Genomic DNA, 14,993 nt, shown 5'->3' with positions numbered 1-14,993 from the left:
GGCAGGAAGATGAAAAGAGAGACACGGATGTTAGACGGTTCTGGGCAAAGTTTACGCAGTGCTGGCTTTAGTCATCATTACTATGTTGACCATCGTAATATGAAAGATGCTGACAAGAAGTCGGCAAGCCATTACGGCAAAGTGTATCTGGTGGGCGCTGGGCCAAATGACCCGGACTTGCTAACCGTCAAAGCGTTAAAAGTGATACAGCAAGCGGACGTGATCGTCTTTGACCGTTTGGTAAATCGAGACATACTCGGTTTTTCGAGTTCTTCCTGTCAACACATCTACGTGGGTAAGCGCTGCGGAAAACCTAGCTTGAAGCAAGAGGAAATCAGTCAGATCTTAGTTGAGCTCGCCAAGCAAGGTAAGCAGGTTGTTAGACTCAAAGGCGGCGACCCATTTATTTTCGGTAGAGGCGGGGAGGAAGGTTTGCTGCTTGCTAAGCATGGTATCGAATTTGAAGTTATTCCCGGTATCACCGCGGCGATAGGTTGCGCGGCATCCTCTAAGATTCCTCTTACTCACCGCGAACTGGCTAGGAGCGTGACCTTTGTGACAGGCCAAGTGGTGACGGGCGCACTGCCTGCATGGTCCCAACTCGTTGGTGCTGGGCAGACGTTAGTGTTTTACATGGGATTAGAGAAGGCGCAAGAGATACAGCTAGGCCTGCTAGAAAATGGGCTTAGAGGAGACTTCCCGTTGGCCATCATTACCCATGGCTGTAGTCGTCAACAAAAGGTTCATATTTCATCGCTAGAGTCGCTCACTTCAAAAGCGAACGAACTAAAAGGCGTTAGCCCAGCATTGATTATCTTAGGCGAAGTAGTCAAACTGCGAGAAGAGCTAGAAAAGACCGTAGAGTCAGTTATTTCTCAAGAGGTAGTATGAGCACAATTTTGGAGTGTATTCGCACGGTAGGTCGTGGAGAGCGTGGGCGTAAACCCCTCACGTTTGAGCAGGCCTATCAAGTCATGGATGAATATCTTGATGGTCAGGTTGGTGACGATCAGATGGCGATGTTGCTAATGCTTATTCGCGTTCAGAATGAAACTAAACAAGAGATCGCAGGTTTCGTTAAAGCTTTCCAATCTCGCGTACCGAATTTAGGTGCGGATATTGATTGGCCTTGCTATGCGGGCAAACGACAAAATGCAGGCCAGCCTTGGCACTTATTGGCGGCGAAGCTCCTAGCGGACAGTGGTTATAAAGTCCTGTTACATGGTTATCATGACCGTCCAGCGGGCCGTTTACATGCAGAAGATTATTTGGATAAGCTCAATGTAGCTCAGGCAAATTCACCGGAACATGCACAGCAACTTCTTGAGCAAAAGGGCATTGTTTACTTGCCACTAAAACACTTTGCACCCCAAGCTGAGACTATGATTGGTTGGAAAAATCGCTATGGTTTGCGTACGCCAATCAACACCGTTGTTCGAGCGTTAAATCCCGGAGGCGCTAAGCTTGGTCTGCGCGGTAGCTTTCACCCTGGCTTTCAACAGCTTCATGCCGACATTGAAAGTGAAGTGGGTTTAACCCGTCACGCGGTGGTTTCATTTAAAGGTCAGTCAGGCGAATCTGAATACAACCCAAAAGTAAGCCAAACAGTGTGGGTAAGTACACCAAGAGGAGTTGAGTCTCACTATTGGACGGAACGTATGCTGACAGATATCCCCTTGCCAGAGAAATGCGTGTTTGATACCCCAGAAGAAAACCTCAATATGATGGCGAATACCGTTGTTTCAACAATGGCGGCGACGCTGTTTGCTGAGTTGAATGATCTTGAACGTTCATTCGAAAAAGCTTATGCACTTTGGGCCGACTACTGTCGTTAATCTGTAACATATAGCCTCCTTCTTAACTTGGCACATTCCTTGTTATGTCTCCTATAAATTAAGTCCTATAGATTGAGAGATAAAACAAGGAATGTACATGTATAAGAAACTCTCCCAAAAGCCCATCGTTGTTTGTAGTGATCGCACCGAAGAGCAGCAACGTTTGACTGCTGAGCTCAGTCGCGATTTCGACAATATTTCTAGCTGCCACCTTACCCAACTGGAATCGACTCTTGATGTCCAGCCCCAAGCCTATGTTGTCATCGGTTGGCTTCAACCGAGCGCCGAATTACGCCTAATTATTGAGCTTTGCCGCGAAAGAAATCATCCTTTGCTGGTGGTGTTAAAAAGGTTAAACCCTAATGATATGAATCGCTTACCAGATAGGATGGACTACGCGCTTTTACCTGCAGATTCGAAATTTTCAATTGTACCTTGGGTGGAGCAAGCATATATCACTCGCCAATCATTCGCTGTATTACAGAGTGAAATCGAACGGCTGTCGATGCGATTAGATGAACGCAAGTTAATCGAAAAGGCAAAGGGGCTACTGATGAAAATGCACCAAGTCGATGAAGAAGCCGCGTATGCCGCAATGAGAAAGTCAGCGATGCAGTCGAGCCAAACTCTAGCGCAAGTCGCGCGTAATTTGCTTCAGACGTTGGAAGCACTTAGATAGCCAGTTACCACTTTGGGGTTAGGTGAAAAAATCCGCATTGGTGCGTAGTGCACTAATAGCAGGCAGACCTTGAGGTGCCTGAATGTTGAATTACTTTAACTTGTTGAATATTAAGTATTAAATAAGTTGGCACGCAACTTGGAATAACTAAAGTAACAATTTGTTCAACCGTTACCTTTGATTATCAACGGCGGTAATTATAAAGGATGCAAAGGCGCTACGACTCTTAGGAGGCGTAGCGCCTTTTTATTTGGAGAAAAAATATGAAATGGACGTCAGTTTTCAAACAAACGTTATTGGGTGCAGCACTTGCGTCATCGGTTTATATGCCGAGCGCTTTAGCTGAATTAGGAGAGCCAGAGTTAGAAGATCTGAAATTTGGCTTTATCAAACTTACCGATATGGCACCGCTGGCGGTGGCGTATGAAAAAGGCTTTTTCGAAGATGAAGGGCTTTATGTGACGCTAGAAGCTCAGGCCAATTGGAAAGTGTTGTTAGACCGAGTGATTGATGGTGAGCTAGATGGTGCACATATGTTATCTGGCCAACCGTTAGGCGCAACGATTGGTATTGGTACCCAAGCAGAGGTGATCACGGCATTCAGTATGGACCTGAATGGTAATGCCATCACAGTATCGAATAAGACGTGGCAGCAGATGAAACCGCATATCGCTACTCAGCCTGATGGCAAACCTGTTCGACCAATTAAAGCGGATGCGCTTAAGCCTGTAGTTGAAAGCTATCTAGATGAAGGTAAGCCGTTCAATATGGGTATGGTGTTCCCAGTTTCTACTCACAACTATGAGCTGCGTTACTGGCTAGCAGCGGGGGGGCATCCACCCTGGGTATTACGCACCTCAGTCAGGAGATAACAGTGGTCAGGTCAACGCTGATGTTTTGCTGAGTGTGACACCGCCGCCGCAAATGCCAGCCACCATGGAAGCTGGCACCATTGAAGGTTATTGCGTCGGCGAACCATGGAATCAGCAAGCGGTATTTAAAGGTATTGGTGCGCCAGTGGTGACTGACTACGAAATCTGGAAAAACAACCCAGAGAAAGTCTTTGGTGTGTCCAAAGCATGGGCAGAGAAATACCCCAACACCCACATTCGTGTTGTAAAAGCTCTGATTCGCGCAGCGCATTGGCTTGATGAAAATGACAATGCAAACCGTGTCGAAGCATCGAAATTATTGGCCAAGAGTGAATACGTAGGGGCGGACTTTGAAGTCATCGCCAACTCAATGACAGGCACTTTCGAGTATGAAAAAGGCGACGTTCGTGAAGTACCTGATTTCAATGTCTTCTTCCGCCATAACGCAACGTATCCATACTACAGTGACGCAATTTGGTACCTCACTCAAATGCGTCGTTGGGGACAAATCTCTGAGGAGAAATCGGACGACTGGTACATGAATATTGCCAAGGAAGTGTATCGCCCGGACATCTACCAACAAGCGGCCAAAGCCTTGGTTGAAGAGGGCGTTTTAACTGGAAAAGACTTCCCAGATTTTTCTAAAGAAGATGGTTTTCGTGCTCCCCAAACTCACTTTATCGATGACATTGTTTATGACGGCCGCACGCCAAATGCCTACATAGAGAAGTTTGCTATTGGCTTAAAAGGGAAAGAGAAAGTCTAGGCCCAAACCTAGACAAGAAGTAATCGAGATTAACAAGGAAGTACAGGAGTAACTATGTCGAGCAATGTGATATCTCTAATTCCCAGTAAAGCGCTCGTTGCAAACAAGAGCAAAGCGGTTTTACTGCCAATCATTGGCATTCTGATGTTCTTAATGATGTGGCATTTAAGTGCGCGTCAGGTGCAAACATCATTGGGGACGCTGCCGGGGCCCGCCCAAACCTATCAGCAGTTTAGCAACTTGGTTGTTGAGCATTGGCAAGAGGGGGAAAAAGAACTCGCCTTTATCGAGCGTCAAGAAAAGCGCAATGCAGCCAAATTGGCGAAAGATCCCAATGCTGAAGTCAAAATCAGACCTTATACCGGTAAGCCGACGTTTTTTGACCAAATCGTCACGAGTTTGGTGACCGTTGCGTGTGGTTTCTTACTGGCGACGGCCATTGCTATTCCGCTTGGGATTGTATTGGGCCTCAATCAAGGTGCTTATCAGGCATTTAACCCGGTGATTCAGTTACTTAAACCTGTGTCTCCGCTCGCTTGGTTGCCTATTGTCACTATGGTTGTCAGTGCTACCTATGTAAGCGATGACCCTATGTTTGCCAAATCGTTCGTCAACTCACTGCTAACAGTGGCGTTATGTAGCCTATGGCCGACGCTGATTAATACTGCAGTCGGTGTCACCAGTGTCGACAAAGATTTGGTTAATGTCAGTCGAGTATTGCAACTCTCATGGTGGCAGCACATACGTGTGATTGTTCTTCCGTCTGCTATTCCAATGATCTTCACCGGACTTAGATTATCTCTCGGAATTGCATGGATGGTATTGATCGCGGCTGAAATGTTGGCGCAGAACCCAGGTTTAGGAAAGTTTGTCTGGGATGAGTTTCAAAATGGCAGTTCCGCTTCGTTAGGGCGAATTATGGTTGCAGTCATCACCATTGGTTTTATTGGCTTACTGCTCGATCGAGGCATGTTGCAGCTGCAGAAGTGGCTCTCTTGGAACAAACAACAGGCATTGAGATAAGGAGTTTCTTATGTCTAAAGCATTATTGGATTTAACTCAGCTGGGAATGAAGTTCCCGACGCCGAACGGTGAGTTTATCGCCCTTAAAAACGTCAACCTTCAAATCAAGAAAGGGGAGTTCATTTCGCTAATCGGGCATTCAGGTTGCGGTAAATCGACCGTATTGAATCTGGTTGCGGGGCTCCATTTACCAACGGATGGTGGAGTGATCGTTGATGGCAGAGAAGTGAGCGGTCCGGGGCCAGAGCGTGCGGTTGTGTTCCAAAACCATTCGTTACTCCCTTGGCTAACGGTCTACCAAAACGTTGAACTCGCAGTGAAGCAAGTGGTGAACAAATACGTTGGCAAGCAAGAGAGCAAGGCGTGGATTAAAGAACAGGTCGAACACTACCTCCATTTAATCCAAATGTCTCACTCAGCCGACAAACGGCCTGATGAAATCTCTGGCGGTATGAAGCAGCGCGTCGGTATTGCGCGAGCATTAGCTTTGAAGCCGAAGGTGATGCTGATGGATGAGCCGTTTGGGGCGTTAGATGCCTTAACGCGGGCGCACCTTCAAGACTCATTAATGAAGATTCAGGCCGATCTCAATAACACCGTCATCATGATTACCCATGATGTCGATGAGGCAGTGTTGCTGTCAGATAAAATCGTCATGATGACCAACGGGCCTGCTGCGACCATCGGTGAAGTTCTGTCGATTGACCTGCCAAGGCCAAGAGATCGCGTCGCACTGGCAGACGATCCGCAGTATCAAAAATATCGCCAAGCAGTGCTGCGTTTTCTGTATGAGAAGCAGTCCAAACCCACCATGCCACTCAAGAGTACCGAGCAGAAAGAGCTTGATGTACCGGCTAAGACGGCTTAAGGAGAATCATTATGGAACATATCGTAATTGTTGGTAATGGTATGGTTGGCCATCATTTGGTTGCACAACTTGTCGAGCGTGGCGCGCATTTAGAAAAGAAGATTACCGTTATTGGTGAAGAGCGTTTCATTGCTTATGACCGAGTGCAGTTATCGGCGCTCTTTTCTGGCAAATCCCATCAAGACCTGATGCTCAGTAGTGAAGAGTGGTACAAGCTGCATGGTGTAGATCTTTTACTTGGCAGCAAGGTGAGCAATATCGATCGCGAGGGTAAGAATGTCCTACTCGATGGGAGTCGCTCGCTTAGTTATGACCAACTGGTGTTAGCAACAGGGTCATATCCGTTTGTGCCGCCAATTGAAGGCAATGAGCGCGAAAACATCTTTGTCTACCGAACGTTAGATGATCTTGCCGAAATTAAAGCCGCTTGCCAGGGAGCAAAAACGGGCGCGGTCATCGGCGGTGGCTTACTTGGCTTGGAAGCGGCGAATGCTTTGAAGCTGCTTGGGGTGGAAACTCACGTGGTTGAGTTTGCCCCTCGCTTAATGCCCGTTCAGCTTGATGATGGCGCAGGTAATGTACTGAAAGAAAAAATCCAAGCCCTCGGGCTAACGGTACATACCTCAACCGCAACAGAAAGAATTTGCGACGGAGAGAAAGCCAATCATCGCATGGTATTTAAAGATGCCGATCCACTCGAAGTGGATGTGATTGTGTTTTCTGCCGGGATCCGTCCGCAAGATGCCCTTGCAAGGCAATCGGGCTTAACTATCGGTGAGCGAGGCGGCATTGTTATTGATGACCAGTGTAAAACCAGTGACGACGCAATTTATGCGATTGGCGAGTGTGCTCTATGGCAAGAGAAAATCTTTGGTCTGGTTGCGCCGGGTTACACCATGGCGCGTGTGGTGGCCGACTCGCTGTTAGGTAGAGAGAATGCTGGTTTTACTGGCGCGGATATGAGCACCAAACTTAAGTTGCTCGGAGTAGATGTTGCGTCCATCGGCGATGCCCACAAAACCACAGAAGGCGCCCAAGAGATGATCCTGCAAGATGCGGTTGCAGGTATCTATAAAAAGCTGGTAGTCGATAAGTCAGGTAGTCAGCTACTAGGCGCAATCTTAGTCGGGGATAACTCTGATTATGATGCTTTATTGCAGTGTTACCTTAACCAGACGCCACTGCCTGATCATGCTGCAAACCTACTGTTCGATACCGGCATGCTGCAAGGGGAGATGAATGACAGCGCCATCATTTGTTCGTGCCATAACGTAAGCAAAGGCGATTTAGTCAGTGCGATTCAAGCCGGAGCGCATGATCTCGATGCACTGAAATCACAAACCAAAGCGGGTACAGGTTGCGGTGGCTGTAGCAATATGGTCAAAACGGTATTGGATTCAGAGTTGGTGGCGATGGGTGTTGAGGTCAATAACCATATCTGTGAGCACTTTGAACTATCGCGACAAGACCTGTTCCATATTTGTCAGGTTGAGGGGATCAAAGATTTTGATACCTTGATTAGCAAGCATGGCAAGGGGCACGGTTGTGATCTCTGTAAGCCGACGGCCGCCTCGGTTTTTGCATCGTTATGGAATGAACACATCATGGAGCCGCAACATAGTGCGTTGCAGGATTCCAACGACGCCTTTATGGCCAACCTGCAAAAAGATGGTTCTTACTCGGTTGTACCACGAGTCGCTGGTGGCGAAATTACGCCAGATAAACTGATCGCTTTAGGTCAAGTGGCTAAGCAGTATGACCTTTACACCAAGATCACAGGCGGACAACGTGTCGACTTATTTGGCGCTCAAGTCGAGCAGTTACCTGAAATATGGCAAGCACTGATTGAGGCAGGCTTTGAAACGGGCCATGCCTACGGGAAATCACTTCGAACAGTTAAGTCTTGCGTCGGTTCAACCTGGTGTCGCTATGGCGTGGATGACTCGGTTGGTTTAGCGATTGAACTTGAGAATCGTTATAAAGGGCTGCGAGCTCCGCATAAAATCAAATTTGCCGTATCTGGGTGTACTCGTGAGTGTGCTGAAGCGCAAAGTAAGGATATTGGGGTGATCGCCACAGAGAATGGTTGGAACCTCTATGTGTGCGGTAACGGTGGCATGAGACCAAGGCATGCCGATTTGATCGCCTCAGATCTCTCTAAGCCAGAATTGATTGCACTGATTGATCGCGTGCTGATGTTCTATGTACGCACTGCCGATCGCTTACAAAGAACCTCGGTGTGGATGGAGAACCTTGATGGTGGCCTAGATTACTTGAAGCAGGTCGTTATTGAAGATTCGTTGAGTATCATTCAGTCATTAGAGCAGCAAATGCAGCACGTGGTGGACACCTATCAGTGCGAATGGAAAAGTACCCTTGATAAGCCAGAGAAACTTGCTCGATTTAAACCCTTCATTAACGTTGATAGTGAGAGCCAAGCGTTACCTTATCAACGTATTCGTGGCCAGCGTATTCCAGTTAAGGAGGAGTTGTAATGGATACACTCATACAAGAAAGGATTTGTCCGTTAGAGGAGTTAACGCCTTATCAAGGTTGCAGTGCAATGGTGGATGGTGAGCAGGTGGCACTGTTCTATATTCCGTCTGCAGGTGTTTTTGCAGTGCAAAACTGGGATCCCATAGGCCAAGCGTTCGTTATCAGCCGCGGTATTGTCGGTGATGTAAAGGGGCAGTTGTGTGTGGCCTCTCCACTCTATAAACAGCATTTCTGTCTTAAGTCGGGCCAGTGTATTGAAAATGACGAAGTGACGCTTCGTGTCTATCCTGTCAATGTTGAAGACGGTCACGTGATCCTCACACTCGCGGAGTGATTAGAAACAGAGCGTATAGCTTAGATGTTAAACATATAGGTTGGCTTTTTAACCAATTGAACCGAAAACGAAATTAATTGGTTGACCCTAGATTATTATCCGTTAGAGTACACCTCGTTCTCGCAGCTCTTGTGGCGAGAATGATGGTGTACCATCGCTTTATGCGTTGCCCTGGTGGTGGAATTGGTAGACACAAGGGATTTAAAATCCCTCGGCGTTCGCGCTGTGCCGGTTCAAGTCCGGCCCGGGGCACCATCCCTCAATATGCAAGAAACAAAGAAGCAACAAAATTAAGGCGCCTTGGCAGAGTGGCTATGCAGCGGATTGCAAATCCGTGGACCTCGGTTCGATTCCGGGAGGCGCCTCCATTCTATATATCAAAACGTTAAGCAGAACACGGACTACCTTGAGTCGCCATCTCATATTGTCGCACAGGCATAATGTCTATCGTGTGTTTAATTAACTCCCAATTCGTTTGTTTTCCCCAACGTAGTTTTTCTGTTCCATCTTTACCAATCAGTACCGCGGTATGACTGCCAGGTTTTACCTTGTAAACATCAAACAGTGCGCTCAAATTAAACTCATACTTGACCCAGACTGGATCGGTAAAGCCATCTTCTGTCACCACTAAAGTGACTAAATCGCGTTCTTGAAGCTCACAGTCATTAATTAACGTTTCGAGCAAAAATTGTTTGACGTGATCATCCTTGGTTGGCGCGAAATAGATGACACTTCGGTGTTGCCAATGTGATGAGTAAGCCGGGTATGTCCATGCCGTTACGCTGTATAGCAAAGCAATAGTGAATACGAAAGCTGAACGCATAGCTTTCCTCTCTTCGTTAAGGAGCATCATAATGTGTTCTACGTTAAGTGTAGATGGTAAGCTCAAATAACCGAATAAAGAGATGGATATGCTGAATGCGCAGATTGTCTAGTAAGCGACTAACGTTAAGGTTGGTGAAGCAACAGGATGCCGAATTTATCCTCGAACTCTACAACAGTGAAGACTTCCTCCGCTTTGTTGGTGATAAAGGCATTAAAACGGTCGATGATGCTCAGTTGTACATTCAAAACAATATTCTTGCTATGCATGAAGAGTACGGTGTTTGTCTTTTGCTGGTGGAGCGTAGCGGCACTAAAGAAAAGCTCGGTGTGTGTGGCTTGATAAAGCGTCCAGAGCTTACGGCTTACGACATCGGTTACGGTTTTAAACCTGCCGCTTATGGGCAAGGTTATGGATATGAGGCGGGACAAGCCGTCCTAGATTATGCCCGCCATCAGCCCAAAATCACTGAACTGGTAGCCATCACAACATCTGACAATGGGGCGAGCCAAGCGCTGTTAACTAAACTCGGCTTTACCTATGTCAAAGTTCAAGACGCAATAAGTGATACAGTGGATTTACTGTTATATCAAATGAGTCTGCATTGTGAGTGAAGCAATCGTATCGGACATTCTGCAAGGGAAGCTTCGTACTGAGTTTAAAACCGTCAGCGCGATGGTAGCGATCTACTGTCATGCACATCATGGAACGAAACAGGGCTTATGCCAAGAATGTAAATCTCTGTTAGATTATGCAGAGACTCGGCTGGACCGATGCCCTTATGGACAGGAGAAGCCGACCTGTAATCAATGCCCAATTCACTGTTATAAACCCGAGCAGAAAGAACAGATGCGCCAAGTGATGCGTTTCTCAGGGCCGAGAATGCTATTGCCTCATCCGATCCTCGCCATTCGTCACCTGTTACATGAAAAGAAGCCTGTACCAGATAAGCTTAAGCCGAATGCGTCCAACCGACATTTAAGAAAGAAAGCTAAGTAGGGCTTTAGAATTAGCACTGTATGAATATAAAAAGAGGCACACTAGGTGCCTCTTTGTATTTGATTATTCTCCAGCGATAGCTTGTCGTTTGGTCTTAATGCTTGCGATCAACATGTAGATACAAGTCGCGAGTAGAGCAGCAAATAAGTAGCCCATCAAACCTTGTGCGCCTGACATGAAACTGTCTGCCACAACAGGACCAGCGACAGAACCGATACTGTAGCTAAACAGCATAACTTGAGTCGCTGAAACAATGTAGCTCGCATCCAACTTGTCACAACCAAGGTTGATTGCAACAGGGTAAAGCGCAAATGTTGCAACGCCCAAGAAGAACAGTCCAGCCGCAAGTGCTTGGATGCCAGTGACTAATGTCGTAAATGTAATTGCAGCTACACCAAGAAGGCAAAACAGTGCCATCAGCAGTGTGCGACCTAAGTATTTAGATAGCCAAGGAACGACAGGTTGCACCGCCATACCACCTAAGATAACCACTGCCATTAGGCCGCCAATGTCGCTGTGAGCTATACCACGTGCGAACAGTTCGACTGGCATTAATCCGTAGATTGCGCCTAAGGTTAAACCTGACACAATACAACCGATGATCGCAGCGTGATTCAGTTTGCTGATCTGTTTTAGTGATAAAGACTCACTGTGCTCGCTTTCTGGCTGATCACTTTCACCAAACAGTAGAACCACGACAGCTAAAACCAACAAGGTAATGATGGTGATAAAAGGAACGCCACCAGAAATGCCGATTACGCCAATCCCTAGCTGTCCTAATGCGCTACCGCCATACAGTGCGCCCATGTAAAGACCTAAGCGCTTTGCTCGTGCGGACTCGTCACCATGAAGCAACCAAGATTCTACGATAACGAATACACCAGCGACTGCCATACCCGCCACTAAGCGCGCGATAATCCAGAGTGCTGAGTAAGGCGCTAGAGGCAAAATCATGATGGTTGCCATGAACGTCACTAAACACCAGACAAATGCATTACGGTGTCCGACTTTTTTTACGATTGGCTCTACGCCCACCGCACCGATAAGAAGACCGGCGTAAAACACGCTCGCAAGCCAGCTTGCAAGAGAATTATCTAAGCCGTATTCGCCAAGCATTAAAGGGATCAGACTCATTAAATACCCCGATGCGACCGCATATAGAGCTAGCGCAATTACAGGTACAGAAATGCGAGCTTTCGGTGTTGGTGCAAGGGTATTTTCCAATGTCGTGGCCTCTTAAAGTGAATAAATGGTAAGCAATTTCGGGCGCGACTATGGAGCTAAATGGGTTTTTGGTAAAACGAAAAGTTTTTCTTATGACGACAAAAATTATTTATGTAGATGAGAGGTGGGAAATAGCAGGTGAATTGCAGCAAAAACATCGGTAATTGCCGCAATTATTAGATGATTTTACTAAGAAGGTTATTTCAATAATGCTTGATTAAGCCATTGATCAAATTGCCCTTTTGGCAGGGCGCCATTGATAACATCAACTCTTTTGCCATTTTTGAAAACCATGACAGTTGGAATGCTTCTAATTTGGTATTTGGCGGCAAGATTTTGCTGAGCTTCGGTATCTATTTTTACAAAGCGAACGTTTTTTGCTCTCTCAGCGGCAACGTCTGAAAACACAGGAGCAAAACCAACACACGGGTTACACCAAGTTGCCCAAAAATCCACCACGACAGGCACTGGGCTATTTAGAATTGCGTCAAAGTTACTTTCAGTCCCTTCGATAGGTGCACCGTCTAACAGCGAGGACTGACATTTTCCACAATTCGGGCTTTCTGAAATACGTTCTGTTGGAACACGGTTGACGCCAGAGCAAGATGGGCATCGAGTGTTAAAGGTAGACATGACTTTTCTCTCGTTGTTTTTTTCAATTAGGTGACAGTGATTGCCGGAGATAGTTATACTCTGAAACGAACGAGTGATACAAATAACTAATTCAAAGGCTCAAAATGAAAAATTTCTATGCGGAAATTACCGGCTGGGGCAAGTGCCTACCTCCAGCGACGCTCTCCAATGAAGACCTAAGCACCTTTTTAGATACCTCTGACGAGTGGATCCGTACTCGTACAGGTATAGAAAACCGCCGTATTAGTCACGTAAATACCTCTGACATGGCGACGGTAGCAGCAAAGCACGCATTAGCATGTGCAGGTATTACGGCTGAAGAAGTTGATTTAATTATTGTCGCGACTTGTTCGCCAGACTCACTGATTCCTAATACGGCATCGAAAGTCTCGCAGAACCTAGGTATCAAAACTGCAGCTGCTTTTGATCTTAATGCAGCATGTACAGGATTCTTGTACGGATTAGAAACCGCGACTCGACTAATACAGTCGGGCAATTACCGCAATGCCATCGTAATTGGTGCTGAGCGCCTGTCGTTCTTTATCGACTGGACTAAGCGTGATACGGCTGTACTGTTCGGTGATGGCGCTGGTGCTGCTGTTCTTAGCCGTACAGAGAAACAAGTTGGTTTACAAGAAGCTCAGCTAGGCTGTGATTCGGCGGGGCGCGATATTCTAGCAGTACCAAAATTCGGTACGTCTATGGATCGCTTTGCTGCTGACAATGGTCATTGGGATTTCAATTTTGTTGGTAAAGAGATCTTTAAGCGTGCCGTGAAAGGTATGGGCGCGGCTGCTCAAAGCGTCCTTGCTCGTAGTGAACTTTCTACGGACGACGTTGATGTGGTAATCCCTCACCAAGCGAATATTCGTATCATCCAAACTCTGTGTGATTTATCAGGCATTAGCCAAGATAAGGCGTTTGTTAATATTCACAACTACGGTAATACCTCTGCTGCAACAGTGCCTATCGCACTTTGTGAAGCACTTGAGCAAGGTAAGGTTAAGTCGGGTGACCATCTGCTACTTGCTGCTTTCGGTGCTGGACTCACTTGGGGCGCTGGTCATATCAAGTGGGGTGAACGAGTCACGCCTATTGGCCAAAGTGACGCAGCTTTACCTGAGTGTGAGAGCTCTGCACTGGAATTACTTGCTAACGCTATTGAGCATTGCAAGAAAGGCGCATAACCTCGTCACGTATTGAAAAGATTAACAATTTAAGTCGCATTTTAAGTGCGACTTTTTATATCTATCACCTACCTTTGAGATTATTATATTGGCCTAACGATAAGAACTCCGCTGGGCTAGCATGAAATTTCTTCACACATCTGATTGGCACTTGGGTCGCCAATTTCACAATGTTTCTCTACTTGATGATCAAAAAGCTGTATTACAGCAGATAACCGACTATGTACAGCAGCATCCAGTAGATGCCTTGGTGATTGCGGGGGATATCTATGATCGCTCTGTGCCGCCGACAGCCGCGATTGAGTTAATGAATCATTTTGTCGAGCATGTGTGTGGTGAGCTCAAGCTTCCAGTCATTCTGATCCCAGGTAACCACGATGGTGCTGAGCGATTGGGTTTTGCTTCCAAGCAGATGAAAGAATCTGGTTTGCATATCATCTCCAATTTTAGAGATATGGTGACACCGATCGTTATCGACAGCGATATAGGCCCAGTGGCTTTCTATGGCATGCCATACAACGATCCTGAGCTAGTCCGTCACCATTTCAAACAGCCAGTTTCAACTCATGACGAAGCTCATCAGCATTTATGTGAAGAGATCAAAAAGACCTTTGTGGATGGCACTAAGAATGTATTGATTAGTCACTGTTTTGTTGATGGCGCAATCGAATCAGAATCCGAACGTCCATTGTCTATTGGTGGTTCAGATCGTGTCAGTCACGAACATTTTGTCGACTTCGATTACGTGGCACTTGGTCACTTGCACCAGCCGCAAAAAAAAGGCGAGGAGCATATTCGCTACTCGGGCTCTTTGATGAAATACAGCTTTTCAGAACAACATCAGAAGAAAGGTATGACGCTTGTCGAGTTAGATGAAAATGGCTTTAAATCAGCGACTCATATTGACCTTGTAGCACCTCATCAAATGCGCATTGTTGAAGGTGAGTTGGAGAGCATTTTAACGCAAGGGAAAACCGACCCGAATAGTGATGATTACCTGTTGGTGCGTTTAATGGACAAGCACGCCATCCTAAACCCAATGGATAAGCTGAGAGCAGTCTATCCCAATGTTTTGCATTTAGAAAAGCCAGGCATGTTGATTGGTACAGAACAAGAAATGGCGGTCGCTAAGTTAGCACGCAGTGAAGTGGATATGTTCCGAGATTTCTTCTTCGAGGCGCAAGACGCTAAGTTGAGTGAGGAACAAGACAAAGCCATCACCGACATTATCAAGCAACTAAGTCAGCAATAGGA

The 14,993-nt window shown here is 46.5% G+C and carries 14 protein-coding genes, 2 tRNA genes and 1 pseudogene; 14 read left to right on the top strand and 3 right to left on the bottom strand.

The window, feature by feature from the left end:
* The first annotated feature begins 9 nt into the window (after window positions 1-9).
* The 10 genes and pseudogenes from cobA to ELS82_RS05400 all read left to right on the top strand — a co-directional run bounded on the left by cobA (window position 10) and on the right by ELS82_RS05400 (window position 9,241).
* The gene (cobA, locus tag ELS82_RS05445; RefSeq protein WP_134834561.1) at window positions 10-891 is read left to right on the top strand and encodes a uroporphyrinogen-III C-methyltransferase; all 882 of its coding nucleotides are present in this window, start codon (window positions 10-12) and stop codon (window positions 889-891) included.
* Window positions 888-1,835, top strand: coding sequence for a glycosyl transferase family protein (locus ELS82_RS05440; protein ID WP_134834560.1), 948 nt, complete (start codon window positions 888-890; stop codon window positions 1,833-1,835). Before cobA ends, ELS82_RS05440 begins: the two co-directional genes overlap by 4 nt.
* Window positions 1,836-1,932: 97 nt before the next feature.
* Window positions 1,933-2,514 (top strand): ANTAR domain-containing response regulator, encoded by a 582-nt coding sequence (locus ELS82_RS05435; protein ID WP_134834559.1) that lies wholly within the window; start codon window positions 1,933-1,935, stop codon window positions 2,512-2,514.
* 263 nt (window positions 2,515-2,777) lie between these two features.
* Window positions 2,778-4,152: pseudogene (locus ELS82_RS05430) on the top strand (CmpA/NrtA family ABC transporter substrate-binding protein).
* A gap of 54 nt (window positions 4,153-4,206) precedes the next feature.
* Complete coding sequence (locus ELS82_RS05425; RefSeq protein WP_134834558.1) at window positions 4,207-5,175, top strand: ABC transporter permease; 969 nt, start codon at window positions 4,207-4,209, stop codon at window positions 5,173-5,175.
* Between the two features lie 10 nt (window positions 5,176-5,185).
* The gene (locus ELS82_RS05420; protein ID WP_134834557.1) at window positions 5,186-6,043 is read left to right on the top strand and encodes an ABC transporter ATP-binding protein; all 858 of its coding nucleotides are present in this window, start codon (window positions 5,186-5,188) and stop codon (window positions 6,041-6,043) included.
* Window positions 6,044-6,054: 11 nt separating this feature from the next.
* Complete coding sequence (gene nirB, locus ELS82_RS05415) at window positions 6,055-8,538, top strand: nitrite reductase large subunit NirB (RefSeq protein WP_134834556.1); 2,484 nt, start codon at window positions 6,055-6,057, stop codon at window positions 8,536-8,538.
* On the top strand, window positions 8,538-8,873 hold the full coding sequence (gene nirD / locus ELS82_RS05410; protein WP_134834555.1) for a nitrite reductase small subunit NirD: 336 nt from the start codon (window positions 8,538-8,540) through the stop codon (window positions 8,871-8,873). The genes nirB and nirD overlap by 1 nt, the downstream gene beginning before the upstream one ends.
* A gap of 168 nt (window positions 8,874-9,041) precedes the next feature.
* A tRNA-Leu gene (locus tag ELS82_RS05405) sits at window positions 9,042-9,128 on the top strand.
* Between the two features lie 39 nt (window positions 9,129-9,167).
* A tRNA-Cys gene (locus ELS82_RS05400) sits at window positions 9,168-9,241 on the top strand.
* 17 nt (window positions 9,242-9,258) lie between these two features.
* Here ELS82_RS05400 and ELS82_RS05395 read toward each other — a convergent pair.
* Window positions 9,259-9,696 (bottom strand): DUF4174 domain-containing protein, encoded by a 438-nt coding sequence (locus ELS82_RS05395; RefSeq protein WP_134834554.1) that lies wholly within the window; start codon window positions 9,694-9,696, stop codon window positions 9,259-9,261.
* Between the two features lie 95 nt (window positions 9,697-9,791).
* Here ELS82_RS05395 and ELS82_RS05390 point away from each other — a divergent pair, with 95 nt between their 5' ends.
* Together ELS82_RS05390 and ELS82_RS05385 are read left to right on the top strand one after the other, a co-directional pair.
* Complete coding sequence (locus tag ELS82_RS05390) at window positions 9,792-10,310, top strand: GNAT family N-acetyltransferase (RefSeq protein WP_134834553.1); 519 nt, start codon at window positions 9,792-9,794, stop codon at window positions 10,308-10,310.
* Window positions 10,303-10,695 (top strand): nitrous oxide-stimulated promoter family protein, encoded by a 393-nt coding sequence (locus tag ELS82_RS05385; RefSeq protein WP_167489232.1) that lies wholly within the window; start codon window positions 10,303-10,305, stop codon window positions 10,693-10,695. Before ELS82_RS05390 ends, ELS82_RS05385 begins: the two co-directional genes overlap by 8 nt.
* Before the next feature lie 63 nt (window positions 10,696-10,758).
* Here the strand turns inward: ELS82_RS05385 and ELS82_RS05380 are convergent, their stop codons facing one another.
* On the bottom strand, window positions 10,759-11,919 hold the full coding sequence (locus ELS82_RS05380; RefSeq protein ID WP_134834552.1) for an MFS transporter: 1,161 nt from the start codon (window positions 11,917-11,919) through the stop codon (window positions 10,759-10,761).
* A 198-nt stretch (window positions 11,920-12,117) separates the two neighbouring features.
* The gene (gene trxC / locus ELS82_RS05375) at window positions 12,118-12,552 is read right to left on the bottom strand and encodes a thioredoxin TrxC (RefSeq protein WP_134834551.1); all 435 of its coding nucleotides are present in this window, start codon (window positions 12,550-12,552) and stop codon (window positions 12,118-12,120) included.
* Window positions 12,553-12,656: 104 nt separating this feature from the next.
* Here trxC and ELS82_RS05370 point away from each other — a divergent pair, with 104 nt between their 5' ends.
* Together ELS82_RS05370 and ELS82_RS05365 are read left to right on the top strand one after the other, a co-directional pair.
* The gene (locus tag ELS82_RS05370; RefSeq protein ID WP_134834550.1) at window positions 12,657-13,739 is read left to right on the top strand and encodes a ketoacyl-ACP synthase III; all 1,083 of its coding nucleotides are present in this window, start codon (window positions 12,657-12,659) and stop codon (window positions 13,737-13,739) included.
* A gap of 121 nt (window positions 13,740-13,860) precedes the next feature.
* Window positions 13,861-14,991, top strand: a complete 1,131-nt coding sequence (locus tag ELS82_RS05365) for an exonuclease SbcCD subunit D (RefSeq protein ID WP_134834549.1) — start codon at window positions 13,861-13,863, stop codon at window positions 14,989-14,991.
* Window positions 14,992-14,993: the final 2 nt, after the last annotated feature.

Source organism: Vibrio ouci (genome assembly GCF_004551525.1).
GTDB lineage: Bacteria > Pseudomonadota > Gammaproteobacteria > Enterobacterales > Vibrionaceae > Vibrio > Vibrio ouci.
The sequence above is the reverse complement of the archived record's forward strand: the minus strand, read 5'-3'. Positions and strand labels throughout refer to the sequence as shown.

What these genes read in the sequence shown, in the direction of transcription:
- cobA (WP_134834561.1), top strand. Translation starts at nt 10, where the DNA reads ATGAAAAGAGAGACACGGATGTTAGACGGTTCTGGGCAAAGTTTACGC.
- ELS82_RS05440 (WP_134834560.1), top strand. Translation starts at nt 888, where the DNA reads ATGAGCACAATTTTGGAGTGTATTCGCACGGTAGGTCGTGGAGAGCGT.
- ELS82_RS05435 (WP_134834559.1), top strand. Translation starts at nt 1,933, where the DNA reads ATGTATAAGAAACTCTCCCAAAAGCCCATCGTTGTTTGTAGTGATCGC.
- ELS82_RS05425 (WP_134834558.1), top strand. Translation starts at nt 4,207, where the DNA reads ATGTCGAGCAATGTGATATCTCTAATTCCCAGTAAAGCGCTCGTTGCA.
- ELS82_RS05420 (WP_134834557.1), top strand. Translation starts at nt 5,186, where the DNA reads ATGTCTAAAGCATTATTGGATTTAACTCAGCTGGGAATGAAGTTCCCG.
- nirB (WP_134834556.1), top strand. Translation starts at nt 6,055, where the DNA reads ATGGAACATATCGTAATTGTTGGTAATGGTATGGTTGGCCATCATTTG.
- nirD (WP_134834555.1), top strand. Translation starts at nt 8,538, where the DNA reads ATGGATACACTCATACAAGAAAGGATTTGTCCGTTAGAGGAGTTAACG.
- ELS82_RS05395 (WP_134834554.1), bottom strand. Translation starts at nt 9,696, where the DNA reads ATGCGTTCAGCTTTCGTATTCACTATTGCTTTGCTATACAGCGTAACG.
- ELS82_RS05390 (WP_134834553.1), top strand. Translation starts at nt 9,792, where the DNA reads ATGCGCAGATTGTCTAGTAAGCGACTAACGTTAAGGTTGGTGAAGCAA.
- trxC (WP_134834551.1), bottom strand. Translation starts at nt 12,552, where the DNA reads ATGTCTACCTTTAACACTCGATGCCCATCTTGCTCTGGCGTCAACCGT.
- ELS82_RS05370 (WP_134834550.1), top strand. Translation starts at nt 12,657, where the DNA reads ATGAAAAATTTCTATGCGGAAATTACCGGCTGGGGCAAGTGCCTACCT.
- ELS82_RS05365 (WP_134834549.1), top strand. Translation starts at nt 13,861, where the DNA reads ATGAAATTTCTTCACACATCTGATTGGCACTTGGGTCGCCAATTTCAC.